Raw genomic sequence first — 14,776 nt, forward strand, 5'->3', positions numbered from 1 at the left:
CGAATATTTAAAACCGAAGTTTTATTTAACTCTCTGAGTTGTTCGTGCCTCGCTATGCGTTGGCGTTTCCCGTCTCAGTGGGGTCGCATTATAGGGAGATCCAAAAACAGATCAACACTTTTTTTGATCTTTTTTGATTTAATTGACTGTTCGAACAAATTTAGTGCATAAAGGTGGTTTTTAATACAATAAAAGGGCTTTTACAGCCCTTTTGTTACTTAACAATAAACTTCCAACCAGCTTTTGCTTGCTGTTTAGACTCTTGTTGGAGCTCACTTGCCATTAGCGGGTGCGCTTTTAGCCAATCATTTTCAAATATTAGTGTTAGAGCGTCATTATTAACAGTTAATACTAATTTTGGTAATACATCATCTTGGCGACGCATTGATAAGATCACTGCGATCCTAAGCAACCGTGTTACATACTGAGTAAGCTGAGCATGGCAGCCTAAATACTCAAAAACATTCTTTTGCAGATCTGAACGATGTGCATTCGCTACAGCCGCAATAATTTTATGCTCCGATTGTGAAAAGCCTGGCATATCGGTGTTTTCTAAAATATAAGCGGTGTGCTTTTGATATTGCTTATACTCAATTAACAAACCAATCTCATGCAATTGCGCAATCGCTTTTAGTAAAGGCAGGCCACTATTGTTGAATAGTGGCCACTGCTCGCTGACTTGAGCTGCGAGGTGACTGGCGAGTTCTGCAACTCGGTTCGCTTGTTTTTGATCGACATGATAACGGCTCATCAGGCCATCAACAGTGCGCTTTCGAATATCATGATTATGAAACTCAGGGATCATGCTATAAAGCACACCTTCACGAAGTGCGCCTCCTGCTAATCCCATTTTATCAATTTCAAGCGCTTCGAATAAAGCAATTAAAATAGCGAGCCCTGACACAAAAACTAAACGTCTTTCTTCACTAAGCCCAGGTAAATCTAGCTCAGCGATGGTCTCATAGGCGATCGATTGCTTTTTAATTTTATTGAGTTTATCTAAACTCAGTGTTTCATCGAGTGATTGTGCCACCATAATTTCTTGGATAGCTTGTACAGTACCCGATGCACCTGATGCAATCTCCCAACCCGCCACTTTATAACTTGGCGCTATATCATCAATAACTACTCGTGCGGCTTTAATAGCAGCATTGAAATTAGCGTCATTGAGTTTACAGTCTTTAAAGTAACGTTCTAGGTAGGTAACACAGCCCATGTTTAGGCTTTTATAATGTAGTGCGTCGAATCCCTTACCTATAACTACCTCAGTACTGGCACCGCCAATATCTATTACTAGTTGGCGACCACTACATGAAGATGTATGCGCAACGCCTTTATAAATAGTGCGCGCTTCTAGTTCACCACTAATGACATTAATTTTATGCGCAAGGATTTGCTCGGCTTTGATTTTAAATTCATCAGCATTCGTTGCTAAGCGCAAAGTAGCGGTGGCAACAATAGTAATGTTGTTTTTAGGGATATCTTGAAGACGCTCTGCAAATAGTGCGAGACATTCCCAGCCTCGTTGCATTGCTTCTGTGCTCAGTAAATTATCATCATTTAGCCCTGCGGCTAATCTGACTTTGCGTTTAACTCGGCCTATTGTTTGTAAGCCGCCAGCAATTGACTTAGCGATCAACATGTGAAAACTGTTAGATCCTAAATCAATTACTGCATAAACATTTTTTTGCGGTTTAAGTTGCCCCACCGTTCAAAAACCTCTAGTTACTACTACGACTATAACGACGGTCGCAATTACGACCGTGCTTTTTGGTAACTATTGTTTGGTCTACGTCCGCTGTTGTTACTACGACTACGTGGGCCTGTTGAATAATTACGCTTTCTTTGAATAGTAGGCTTAGTTAAATCATCAAGCAATGCACTTTTATCATAATGTGATAAAGGAATGCTGTGCTCTATGTATTCTTCAATTTCATGAAGATTATATGCGTACTGCTCACATGCAAAACTAATTGCCTTACCTGATGCCCCAGCGCGTGCTGTACGGCCAATACGATGAACATAATCTTCACAATCATCTGGTAAGTCGAAGTTAAATACATGACTCACTTCAGGGATATGTAAGCCACGAGCAGCAACATCTGTTGCCACAAGGAAGTCTAAATCACCTTTAGAGAATTGCGCTAAAATTGATTGGCGTTTTTTCTGATTTACGTCACCAGTGAGCATTCCCACCCGGTGTCCATCAGACTTTAACCATGCATAAACCGTTTCACAGCTATGTTTAGTATTTGCAAACACAATGGCTTTCTCAGGCCATTCTTCTTCAATCAAAGTTAATAACAGCTTAACTTTATCTTCTTGAGAAGGATGAAATAACTCTTCAACAATGCGCTTGCCAGTTTTCACATCAGGTTCAATTTGTACATGCTCTGGGTTTGTCATGTGCTCAAACGCCAGTTCTTGAACGCGATACGATAACGTTGCTGAAAATAATAAATTAAGGCGTTGTGATGTATCCGGCATACGGCGGAACATATAGCGAATGTCTTTTATGAAACCCAAATCAAACATACGATCGGCTTCATCAAGTACCACTACTTCGATTTCATTGAGGGTGTAACACCCTTGTTTATATAAATCGATTAAGCGCCCTGTGGTGCCAATTAAAATATCAACGCCTTTTTCTAATTGTGCACGTTGTTTTTCGTAATCTTCGCCACCATATACTAAACCTAAGTTAAGATTACAGTGTGGCGCTAAAATTTTTGCATCTTTGTGGATCTGAATCGCAAGCTCCCGAGTAGGGGCCATGATCAGGGCTCTTGGATGTTTACTAGGTGCTTTGCTAGATTGTAATAACCGATGGCACGTGGCAGTTAAAAACGCCAACGTTTTGCCTGTACCTGTTTGTGCTTGACCCGCAATGTCGCGGCCATCACAAATAAAAGGTAGGCATTTAGCTTGTATGGGTGTGCAATATTCAAACCCACTTTCGGTTAACCCGGCAACCACTTCCGGTGCAATAGCAAAGTCTGAAAACTTTTTATCGGTCAAATGTGTCTTAGTCATAGCGTTTAAGCATAACGTTTAAACTTGCAATAAGAAACAAGAGTGTTTAAATACGCATTAAATAATTCGCCTAACTTATCGGAGAGCGCAATGAGCGAGAAAATTATTCAATTAACTGACGATGGCTTTGAAGCTGACGTTTTACAATCAGACAAGCCTGTATTAGTTGATTTTTGGGCAGAATGGTGTGGACCGTGTAAAATGATCGCGCCAATTCTTAATGAAGTGGCAGAAGAGTTTGATGGCCGTGTTGTAATCGGTAAATTAAACATTGACCAAAATGCGGGCACACCACCTAAATTTGGTATTCGTGGTATCCCTACGTTACTTCTTTTCAAAGAAGGCCAAGTTGCGGCAACTAAAGTGGGTGCACTTTCTAAAACTCAACTTGTTGAGTTTTTAGAAAACAACATCTAAAAATATGCCTAAAAAAAGGGCAACTGCCCTTTTTTTTAATTTTTTTTGTATAAAGACTGGACGCCTAGCGAATGACCTGCTAGTTTATAAAGCCAACTAATCCTTAGTTTACCAACAAACCTCTCTCACTAATCAATATCGATTATATGAGCATGATAACTGTAATAAAGAACCCACCAATATGCATTTACGCGAATTAAAAGACAAGTCGATCAAAGAACTTGTAGACTTAGCTGAGTCCATGGGGCTCGAAAACGTAGCCCGCTTAAGAAAGCAAGATATTATCTTTGCTATCCTTAAAGCCCACGCCAAAAGTGGAGAGAACATTTTTGGCGGTGGTGTATTAGAAATCTTACAGGATGGTTTTGGTTTCTTAAGATCATCAGAAGCCTCTTACCTTGCTGGTCCTGATGACATTTATATATCACCTAGCCAAATTCGTCGTTTTAGTATGCGTACTGGTGATTCTATAATGGGTCTCATACGTCCACCTAAAGACGGTGAACGTTACTTTGCATTACTAAAAGTAAACGAAGTAAATTTTGATAAACCTGAAAACTCTCGCACGAAAATTCTTTTTGAAAACCTTACCCCGCTACATGCAAACGAACGTTTACGTATGGAACGCGGTAATGGTAGCACCGAAGATATTACTGCTCGAGTACTTGATTTAGCCTCACCAATTGGCCGTGGTCAACGTGGTTTATTAGTAGCACCGCCTAAAGCGGGTAAAACAATGCTACTACAAAATATTGCGCAATCGATTACCCATAACCACCCAGATGCGACATTGATGGTACTACTTATCGATGAGCGTCCAGAAGAAGTTACTGAGATGCAACGCCTAGTAAAAGGTGAAGTTATTGCATCAACGTTTGATGAACCAGCAAGCCGTCACGTACAAGTTGCTGAAATGGTAATTGAAAAAGCAAAACGTTTAGTTGAGCACAAAAAAGATGTAATCATCTTACTGGATTCAATCACACGTTTAGCACGTGCTTATAACACGGTAATTCCTTCATCAGGTAAAGTACTTACTGGTGGTGTTGATGCTAACGCCCTGCATAAACCAAAGCGTTTCTTTGGTGCTGCGCGTAACGTTGAAGAAGGCGGTAGTTTAACTATTATCGCAACTGCGCTTATCGATACCGGCTCTAAGATGGATGAAGTTATCTACGAAGAGTTTAAAGGTACTGGTAATATGGAATTACACTTAAATCGTAAGATTGCTGAAAAACGTGTATTCCCTGCAATCGACTTTAACCGCTCAGGTACCCGTCGCGAAGAGCTACTGACTAAACCTGATGAACTACAAAAAATGTGGATTTTACGCAAAATAGTTCATGAAATGTCTGAAATTGATGCCATGGAGTTTTTAATTGATAAACTCTCTATGAGCAAAACGAATGATGAATTTTTTGATTCGATGAAGCGTCAATAATTCTCTTTACTAGATTCTAAAATGCCTGTTAATACAGGCATTTTTTTTGCCTATCACTAAATCTCACTCCTATTATAAATTTGTTTTATTAATCTCTTTGCTCTGTTTCCTATAGACGAAAATCATCAGACTGCGCAGTATTGAGTAAATATTAAAACTGCGATTATTTAAATCTAGCACGCAGTAATGCCACTCAATAAAACGCTCAACTCGCTTTATTGGTTAGTAGTAACTTATAGCCTTAATGTAACGACCCATTAAGCTTATATATCGCTCTTTTAAGTCAGCTGTTGTGATAGCTGCTTAATCAAATCATCTACTAATTCTTTTACGTCTGCATCACTGCTGGGGTTATGTTTTTGTGATAAGAGTGATTTATCTAAGCACATCGCTGCATTAGCTACATCAGTTAATGAAAATATCTGTGCGGCACCAAGGATACGATGGCTATCTTGCTGTAATGCAATATAGTCCTTTGCTGCAAGGTGCTGTGTAAGTGATGCTATTTCATCATCAAAGCTGGCAATAAAACTCGTCACTAAATCGCTAATATCAGGATTAGCTAAAGGTAGCGTGCTGGTGCTATTTAAATGCGCTGCGAGTGCTTGATAAAACGCTTCTTTTTCTATTGGCTTACTTAAATAGCCAGTAAATCCCATCGCTAAGTAATTATCTATTTCATGACTCATTGCATTAGCTGTTAACGCAAAAATAGGTTTATTAAAACCACACTTATTTAACAGTTCAAATGCACTAAGGCCATCCATTACTGGCATCTGTATATCTAGTAAAACAACATCTGGAAATTCACTGAGGCACTGTTCAACTGCTTGCTCACCATTACTTACTGAGATCACTTCAAGGCCAATCGACTTTAAAAAGCGCGTTATTAGTCTACGATTGTCGGGATGATCTTCTGCTAATAATACTCGCCCAACTAGACCTTTAGTTGCAGCTGGTTTTGAGTTGTCGGTAGCAATAAGGGTTGGCGCATACTCTTTACATGGCACATTAAAAATAAACTCACTGCCTTTACCATGCTCACTTTCAACACTAATATAACCCCCCATCATAATTGCTAATTGCTGGGAAAGACTCAAACCAAGTCCTGAACCACCGAACCTGCGAGTGATGGTATTATCGCCTTGTTGAAAACATTCAAAAATGTTTTTTATTTGCTCTGTATTCATACCAATCCCCGTATCAATCACTTTAAAGCATACGCCTTGTTCGGTGTGATTAATATCCAGAGTAACACTGCCGTGCTCGGTAAATTTGATCGCATTAGTCAGTAGGTTTATTAGTATTTGCTTAACGCGGATCATATCTAACTTAGTCCAATAACTCGAGCCTAAGTGATTTTCTAATAGCAGCGTTAAACCTTTACTTTTAGCCTGCATACTTGACATAGCATAAACATCATTAACAAGCTCCACGAGGTCAAACTCGCTAACATGTAAATCTAAACGGTTTGCTTCTATCTTACTAATATCGAGCACATCATTAATCAAATCTTTTAAATGATCGCTATGTTTTTTAATAACTAACAACTCTGTTTGTAATTGCTGGGGCTGATATAAACCATGCAATAAGTCGTCTGTTTGCCCTAAAATAGCGGTAAGTGGTGTGCGTATTTCATGGCTGATATTAGCCAAAAACTGGCTCTTAACTTGATTCGCGGCACGTAGCTCTTGTGCCACATATTGTAATTCTTGAGTACGTTGCTCAACTTTTTGCTCTAATTGGGCTTTAGCCTTTTTTTCGATTGCACGGCGATATAATACAACTGCACAGATCAATACCAACATCAGCACAATAGACAGTAAAATAGTTAACTGTGAACGTTTTTCAATCTTTAATTCTTGTAGGCTACGCTCTTGTTTAAGCTGTTTAATTTCTTGGTTTAACTGGTTCGACTGAAACTGAGACTGAAATACATTTAACGCTTTCATGACCTCTTCACTGGTTATGCTACGTTGATAATCAACAAACTGTTGGTGCAGATGAATAGCCCGCTTATAGTCACCGGCACCAGCGCTTAATAACGCCTCGATACCTAAGCCGTCTTTAATACGCAATTCATCTTTATATTCTTTGGCTAGTGATATTGATTGTTGTAAATTTTGCTCCGCAATATCAATATCCCCCATCACTAATTGCACTTTAGCTAAAACATGTAAAGAAGCTAACCGTAAGGATTGATTATCTATCTGCTGAGCGTATTTTTGAGCTGCTTGTGCGTGATACAAAGCAGCATCCAACTCATCGATTTTTAAATTTATGTTAGCTAAGTTGGTATGCTGTACAGATAACTGATAGGCATCATTTACACTTTGATAATAGCGTAAAGCGAGCTGGTAATAGTGCAACGCTAATTGATTTTGACCCGACTCAGTATAAGCAACACCCATATTGCCATAGGAACGAGCAATCCCCTCTTCATCACCCAATTGCTGAAATACATCGAGCACTTCGCGATAAATTTCGAGTGCCGAATCATAGCTAGATAAACGAATATAGATGCCCGCAATATTATGAAGAATATCAGCTTTGTCTTGCGCGCTACCATCTATTTCATAAAGTGCTTTTGCCTGCTGGTAATGATCTAAAGCAAGCTCCATGTTGTGCATATTAAAATATGCAAGGCCAATATTACTTAGCAAGTTGGCTTGTTTTAATGGACTCTTTAAACGTACCGCTAAGTTTAACGCACGGCTGTAATCAATAATGGCTTGTTGTAATAAACCTTGAAAATATTGCACCACGCCCTGCATTTTTATTGCTCGAAAATGTAACTCAGGCAGATTTTCAAATGTACTATGCTGCTCAAGCAACTGATAATAATGCAATGCTTGGGGATAATTACTCAACTCAAACGCACGCTCAGCTAAACCAGAATAAATAGCAACTTGTTGCTGATTTGATAATTGTGTAGACAGTAACTGGGTTGCTAACAGCTGCTTTTCAGACCATTCATCCGTAACTTTAAATTGTTCAAAAAGTGCTACTTGTTGTTGAGCATTACCTGATTGAGAAAAAACGCCAAGCATACTAATAGAGCAAATAAATAATAGGCGCTTAAACTGACCCAGCATAATTTTTTCCTTGGAATTTTGTTAGCAGTAGAAGCTATGATAGTTTAGTCAAGATACACCAATAACTAGACTGTAAACAATGCTTAACCCACTGATTGATGAGATTTTCGAGTTAATTTTAACGAAGCACATTTGGAAGGTTCACACTTTAGCGTTGGAATTATCTAAGCGAGGTGTAGTTAATAACTTAGATACAGATCCATACCGTGATCTGTTTAAGCGTAACTTTTTAATTATGAATGCACTTTATCAACTGCAACAACAACTGTTGCCAAATCAATATTTATTGGTAGCCAGTTTACATATAGAGCTCACCGATAATCCAGATAAGATAACTATTGCAGCGCATGACTCATTACAAACGTACTATCTAGATTGGCAAAATTACGATGCTTCGATAACAGAAGTTAAATCACTGTTAGATGACTTTTGGCGTACTTTTCGTGCATCACCAACAATAAATACGCTTGATCAACAACAACGCCAGACATTATTAAAGCGCTGGGAATTACCTGACGATTTTTCTATGCAGGCATTGCAAAAGCGCTGGCGGCAGTTGGCAACACAATATCATCCAGATAAACAACATGGTAATGCAGAGCAGTTTAAACAGTTAAAAAATGAATATGAGCAGCTTAGAGCAAGCTGCTCAAAAACATCATAAGCAATAATTAACGAGTTAAACGACGGGCACGAATTTTACGCCCTTTAATATTACCTTCCGTTAATTTTCGTAGCGCGGGCTTTGAGCTATTACGTTCGACAGCCACAAAAGCCACATTATCAAGCACATTAATTTTACCGACTTGACGTCCGGCAACACCATCTTTACCGGTTAATGCACCTAAAATATCACCTGCGCGTACCTTTTGCTTTTTACCTGAATCGATCATTAGTGTCACCATTTGTGGTTTGTATGGTGGCTTTTCAAGTAGGCTAAACGGCGGTAATTGTTCTGGTAAAAAATCACATTCATAATGGTCTCCAATTTGTGCCACTTTGAATTGTTCTGCATCGCCATAAATAGAGCATGCAATGCCTTTTTTACCAGCACGACCAGTTCGACCAATACGGTGTACGTGGGTTTGTGGGTCATGGGCAAGGTGGTAGTTAATCACCATATCCATATCATCGATGTCTAAACCGCGAGCGGCTACATCAGTGGCCACTAAAATCGAGGCGCTTTTATTAGCAAAGTGGATCAAGGTGCGCTCACGATCTCGCTGCTCTAAATCACCATGCAATGACACGGCACTGAAGCCTTCATCAGCTAAATCATCACACACCTGTTGAGTTTCGACCTTGGTATTACAAAACACCACACAACTTTCTGGTTGAAACTTCAGCAGCAACAATTTTAATGTATTAAAACGTTGTTTGTTATTATCCATTTTATAAAAGTACTGTTTAATAGTACTTTTTTCTTGCTCTTCTTCAACCTTCACCATAACAGGATTGCTTAATACACGCTTGGCAATCGCTTCTATTGCGCGCGGAAAAGTGGCGCTAAATAATAAAGTTTGACGCTGTTTTGGAATACGCTCAATAATTGCATCCAAAGTGTCTTGAAAGCCCATATCAAGCATTTGATCGGCTTCATCAAGTACTAGCGTGTCTACATCATCTAAACGTAGCGTACCTTTGCGAATATGATCATCTACACGCCCAGGTGTGCCAACAATAATATGTGCACCATGCTCTAGTGAACCAATTTGTGGACCAATCGACACGCCACCACATAGAGTTAATATTTTTATATTGTGAATACCACGCGCTAATTTACGCATTTCCACAGCTACTTGCTCAGCCAACTCACGGGTTGGACAAAGCACTAAAGACTGTATACGAAAACGCTTAACATTAAGCTTGGCCAACACACCTAAACTAAATGCGGCAGTTTTACCTGAGCCAGTTTTAGCTTGTGCAATGATGTCTTTACCTTCAAGCACTGGCGGCAGGCTTTGCGCCTGTACAGCGGTCATTTGGGTGTAACCTAAAGTCGATAAGTTATCGACCAAACCTGATGGTAAAGCGAGTGATGAAAAAGCTGTAGCGGTCAAAGTAATTTCCAGTGCAATAAGTAAACATGAAAAGCCGCTGCAGATGCCCGACTTAGTTATGCTGCATAATAGCAGAATATACAAATTGCTACCATTAAGCTGACCATATTCTCAATAAACATTCACCATAACATCGCCACCGATAGGCATTTATCTCATCTACTTTTGTTGCTCAGTATTAAATGCTTTAATAACTCTCACTTGAAAATATAACCAGGTCAATAATGAAAAAAATCATCACCGGATTACTGCTCGCCGGCAGCTTTTTAGCCAATGCCGCCGAGCCTGAATTTACCGCAAAGCAACTTCAGCAAGTCACCGAACTAAGAACTAATGCCAGTAACAGCGAGTTAAGCTATCAATTGCTTGAATCGCTTACTACTGAAATAGGACCTCGCTTACCTGGCACAGAAAACGATAAAAAAGCCGTTGCGTGGGCCCAAGCTAAATTTAAAGAGCTTGGTTTTGATAAAGTATGGCTAGAAGAAGCAACCTTTCCTGAATGGCGCCGTTTTAGTGAAAGTGGCAAAATTTTAACGCCAAGCGAGCAACCTTTGCACCTAACAGCATTAGGCCACAGCGTTAGCACACCGAAAGATGGCATTACCGCTGAAGTCGTATTATTTGAAACGCTTGATGAACTTATCGCAGCACCAGCAAACAGCTTAAAAGGTAAAATAGCTTATATAAATTACCATATGAACCGTCATATTGATGGCAATGGTTATGGTCCTGCTGTTCGTGCTCGCTCAACAGGTTCAGTTGAGGCTGCAAAAAAAGGCGCGATTGGTTATATGATGCGTTCTGTTAGCACCGCACACCACCGCTTTGCTCATACCGGTGGCAGTCACTATCAAGAAGGTGTTACGAAAATCCCTAATGTGACCATTGCTAATCCTGATGCAGATCAGCTAGCTCGCTTAGTTGCACTAGGTAAAAATGTTACCGTAAATATCAATGTGCAAACTGAAGATCGCGGCCAAGGTAATGGCTATAACGTGATTGGTCAGTTCAATGGCACACAAACCCCTGAACAGTACGTACTGATTGGCGGTCATTTAGATTCTTGGGATTTAGGCACTGGCGCACTTGATGATGGTGCAGGCGTTGCGTTAACCATGGCTGCTGCCAAACATATTAGTGAAATAAAACGTCCTAAACGCAGTATTCGTGTAGTGTTATTTGCCGCTGAAGAGCTAGGATTATGGGGCGCTAAAGCTTATTTTAAAAAGCATGCAAATGAACTTGATAAAATTGTTGCCGCCGCTGAATCTGACTTTGGTGCTGATGTAGTGTATGGCTTTGAATCGAATGTCTCTGCAGCCTCGTTGCCAGTAGTGCGTGCAATAGCCAAGCAACTTGCGCCGCTAAATGTTGAATACATAGGTAAAAATAGCGCTAATGGTGGGCCTGATTTAATTCCATTTAAAAATGCCACCAGCGCGCCAATTTTTGAGCTGCACCAAGACGGTACTGATTACTTTGACTACCATCACACTGCTGATGATACGCTTGATAAGATCGATCCGGCTAAACTTAAGCAAAATACCGCAGCATATGCTGTATTTGCGTTTATGGCAGCTGATGCTAAAACTACAATTAAAGCAAAGCCTGTAGCGAGTAAATAAGCTAACCAAACATACTTTATTACAATTTTTTACTTTGCATCTAACCCTCCTTGTTTTAATTTAACGTAAAACAAGGAAGGGGAAAAAAGGCCATATGCTACTATTCAATACCAGCGATTCATTGTCGTTTTTCAGCCAAACAAAAACCTGCCCATACTGTCATCACGATGACTATCGACTACAAAACCACAGCCGCTTTTTGCGTTTTTCAATTGTCCCTATGCTGCCATTAGCATGGCATTACCAATACCAGTGTAGCCATTGTCAGCACAATGTGCAGCTTTCAATTATGCAACTGCCATGGTTAGAAAAGCTTTCTTTGATCAAATATTTTATAGGCTCGATATTACTTATCTGGTTATCAATTTACTTCTATACACAACATCTTGATGAGCTAAAAGCCAAGCAAGCAATACTCAGCCAGCCACAAGCATTCGATACTTACTTGGTACATGCTGATAAGTTTTCTAACGAACCATTGCGCCCTGAAAACCTAAAAGTAGCCCAAGTACTCGAGTTTGATGACCAAAATATCACCTTTCAAATCAGCAATTATCGCTATAAACGCGACAGCGGCATTACTATGGCTATGCGTACCAGCTTATTGATACAAAAAGGTTATTTCTCATCAAAAACAATAATTTTACCGCGCAGCGAAGTACAGCGTTTATATGATGAAGGCGCTATTTATGATGTACTACGCCCTTATGCATATAGCTTATATGGTGGTTTTGTGATGTTCCCACCACGCCCTAAACCGCTATATGAAGGGTTGAAGCTTAATAAAAATAATCAGCAAGGCATCATCTATTACAAAGATGGGTTATTTCCTGAAGCGTTCGAAAGCTTTTTACTCGCCAGCAAAGAAGGCTCACAATGGGGTCAGCTTAATACTGCGCAAATGTATCGTGATGGTGAGGGGGTAGAAAAAGATATCAGCCAAGCTATTTATTGGTATCAACAAGCTGCCAGGCAAAATAACCACAAAGCCAAAGTACAACTCAAAGAGCTGTGCCTTGAGTATTCCTGTTAATATAGCCAAACTACCCACAACAAGTGGATATAAATATGGCAAGCTTTTAGCTTGCCATTTAACACGTAAATACGACTGTTACATTGTTAAGTGTTGGTCTAAAAAGGTCAGCACTTTTTGATAATAACGAGTGCGATGTTCTTGCTTATAAAAACCATGCCCTTCATCTTCAAGCAGTTCATATATATAAGGATGTTTAGCTTTTTTAAGAGCCGCAATCAGTGATTCGGCTTGCTCAATCGGTGCACGCTGATCTTCACCACCATGCACTATCAGCACTGGAGCCTTTAACTTATCAATATTATAGCTAGGTGAAAAAGCCTTTAGTTGCGCTTCATCTGTACCCAATACATTCTGTAAATAACGTTGGCCACTATCGCGCTCCGCAACATCCCCTTCTTTAAACATTAAGGGCAAATCATAAACGCCAACAACGCCAATCGCACATTTAAACATATCAGGTTCTAAAATCGCACTTTGTAACGCTGAGTATCCACCAAAGCTCGCGCCCATAATGCAGATATTGTTTTTATTAACTGTACCCTGCTCAACTAAATACTTCACACCATCTATAATATCAAATTGAATTTCAGCTCCCCATTTTCGATGCCCAGCATGCTCAAAGTTACGGCCAAAACCACCTGAACCTCTAAAATTAACTTTTAGTACGGCCAAACCACGGCTTGCAAGCAACTGTGCATCAGGGTCGAATCCCCACCAATCGCGCGGGCCATGTGGACCACCATGTGGCATAACCACTAAAGGTAAGTTTTTTTCTATGGTGTTATTCGGTACTGTTAAGTAGCCATAAATAGTTAAACCATCTCGACTGGTATAACTTACAGGCTTGGTCTGCGCCATTTGTTCTGCATCAATCCAACTGCGGGATGCAAACAAAAATCGTAAGTTATTACTTTTGGCATCGAATAAATAATATTGTCCAGGGTTACGATCATTAGAGGCATAAATAATATTAGTGTCGCCATCTTCAGTACTACTAACGAGTTGCACTTGTTCACCAGGTAAAGCGGAGATTAATGATTTTAAACGCATGCTTTTATCTGATTGCCCATCGACAAAAGCATAAGTTGGATAACCTAGTTCGGTTTCAATCGCAAATAGCTCTTTTGATGCTTCATCGACCCATATTTGCTTTGGTGAGACTTTCTCTTCCTTATGAATTAAATCAATTGCTCTGGTTTTTAGATTCAATTTATATAAGCCTTGAGCTTCACCACTTATTGATGCTGTGATATAGACAGCATCACCACTACTATCAAAAGCGTGCAACTCAACATCACTGTAAGTCAAACCAGCTAAATTAAGCGCTTGCCAATCTCCACCTGACTTTTCACGGATATGTATTGTAGGCTTAATGTAATCATCACTGGAAACAGCCACTCTGACATTTCCTTCATGGTCAGTCAAAAAGTTGGCCATACGTGACGGGGAGCGTGTAACTTTACGACGCTTCCCTGAAAAGATATCAACCTCATAAACAACCGTGTGCGGTTCACTACTTGATGTCCACGGGTAAGTCACTATAAGCATTTTATCTTCATCGTGGATTAAAGGATCCAGCAAATAAGAGGTGCCATAAAGTGGTGTGGCCTTTTTGATACGAGAGCCAGTTTGCATTTCGCCAAGATAGCCAACTAAGTACTTAGCTTTTGAGCCATCAGCATTCACGCCATATAATTCCCCATAATATTCAGGGTGATCTTGCCAGCCGCGTAAGTATTCTTTTGCAACTACAACCCGATCATCACTTACCCAATGATAAGCACCAACTTGGGCATTGCTCTCAAAATTAATAGCGTGGTGAATTGTAAATTTTTTAGCATCTAAAATAACTAGCACCTTTTTACCTTCAGGTTGCATAATTACTGCAAGGTAGCTCCCATTAGGAGAGATTTTAACTTGGCTATATTCACTGCTGCGGCTGAAGTCATCGACTGCTGGAGCTGATTGATTTGCATCACTCATGAAGCTGACAACACACAAAGCAATAACAACAATAACCTGCATTATTTTACACAAACAACATCCTTTTATATTTATATTTATAT

General features: G+C 39.8%; 10 protein-coding genes. 5 read left to right on the top strand and 5 right to left on the bottom strand.

Features of this window, described 5'->3' with window-relative positions; all coding sequences use genetic code 11:
- Nucleotides 1–214: 214 nt before the first annotated feature.
- Together gppA and rhlB are read right to left on the bottom strand one after the other, a co-directional pair.
- A complete protein-coding gene (gppA, locus tag H5163_RS20245) occupies nucleotides 215–1,708 on the bottom strand; it encodes a guanosine-5'-triphosphate,3'-diphosphate diphosphatase (protein WP_145239897.1) in 1,494 nt (497 codons plus the stop codon).
- A gap of 47 nt (nucleotides 1,709–1,755) precedes the next feature.
- Entirely contained in the window at nucleotides 1,756–3,033 is a 1,278-nt protein-coding gene (gene rhlB / locus H5163_RS20250; protein WP_145239899.1) for an ATP-dependent RNA helicase RhlB, read from the bottom strand.
- 90 nt (nucleotides 3,034–3,123) lie between these two features.
- Here rhlB and trxA point away from each other — a divergent pair, with 90 nt between their 5' ends.
- Together trxA and rho are read left to right on the top strand one after the other, a co-directional pair.
- The gene (gene trxA, locus H5163_RS20255) at nucleotides 3,124–3,450 is read left to right on the top strand and encodes a thioredoxin TrxA (RefSeq protein WP_145239901.1); all 327 of its coding nucleotides are present in this window, start codon (nucleotides 3,124–3,126) and stop codon (nucleotides 3,448–3,450) included.
- A 181-nt stretch (nucleotides 3,451–3,631) separates the two neighbouring features.
- Entirely contained in the window at nucleotides 3,632–4,891 is a 1,260-nt protein-coding gene (rho, locus tag H5163_RS20260) for a transcription termination factor Rho (RefSeq protein WP_064666866.1), read from the top strand.
- Between the two features lie 278 nt (nucleotides 4,892–5,169).
- On the opposite strand, the gene H5163_RS20265 is transcribed toward rho, so the two are convergent.
- A complete protein-coding gene (locus H5163_RS20265) occupies nucleotides 5,170–7,986 on the bottom strand; it encodes an ATP-binding protein (protein WP_182735837.1) in 2,817 nt (938 codons plus the stop codon).
- A gap of 79 nt (nucleotides 7,987–8,065) precedes the next feature.
- On the opposite strand from H5163_RS20265, the gene H5163_RS20270 reads away from it, so the two are divergent.
- Complete coding sequence (locus H5163_RS20270) at nucleotides 8,066–8,650, top strand: DNA-J related domain-containing protein (RefSeq protein ID WP_145239905.1); 585 nt, start codon at nucleotides 8,066–8,068, stop codon at nucleotides 8,648–8,650.
- Between the two features lie 7 nt (nucleotides 8,651–8,657).
- On the opposite strand, the gene dbpA is transcribed toward H5163_RS20270, so the two are convergent.
- Nucleotides 8,658–10,046: an ATP-dependent RNA helicase DbpA gene (dbpA, locus tag H5163_RS20275; RefSeq protein ID WP_145239907.1), complete on the bottom strand. Its 1,389-nt coding sequence runs from the start codon at nucleotides 10,044–10,046 to the stop codon at nucleotides 8,658–8,660.
- A 224-nt stretch (nucleotides 10,047–10,270) separates the two neighbouring features.
- Here dbpA and H5163_RS20280 point away from each other — a divergent pair, with 224 nt between their 5' ends.
- Both H5163_RS20280 and H5163_RS20285 read left to right on the top strand, forming a co-directional pair.
- A complete protein-coding gene (locus tag H5163_RS20280; protein ID WP_182735838.1) occupies nucleotides 10,271–11,674 on the top strand; it encodes a M20/M25/M40 family metallo-hydrolase in 1,404 nt (467 codons plus the stop codon).
- A 94-nt stretch (nucleotides 11,675–11,768) separates the two neighbouring features.
- Nucleotides 11,769–12,707, top strand: coding sequence for a tetratricopeptide repeat protein (locus tag H5163_RS20285; RefSeq protein ID WP_182732303.1), 939 nt, complete (start codon nucleotides 11,769–11,771; stop codon nucleotides 12,705–12,707).
- 78 nt (nucleotides 12,708–12,785) lie between these two features.
- On the opposite strand, the gene H5163_RS20290 is transcribed toward H5163_RS20285, so the two are convergent.
- The gene (locus tag H5163_RS20290; protein ID WP_182735839.1) at nucleotides 12,786–14,735 is read right to left on the bottom strand and encodes a S9 family peptidase; all 1,950 of its coding nucleotides are present in this window, start codon (nucleotides 14,733–14,735) and stop codon (nucleotides 12,786–12,788) included.
- Between the last annotated feature and the right edge of the window lie 41 nt (nucleotides 14,736–14,776).

The sequence above is a fragment of the Pseudoalteromonas sp. SG44-8 genome, assembly GCF_014164125.1.
In the GTDB taxonomy this organism is placed as follows: domain Bacteria; phylum Pseudomonadota; class Gammaproteobacteria; order Enterobacterales; family Alteromonadaceae; genus Pseudoalteromonas; species Pseudoalteromonas rhizosphaerae.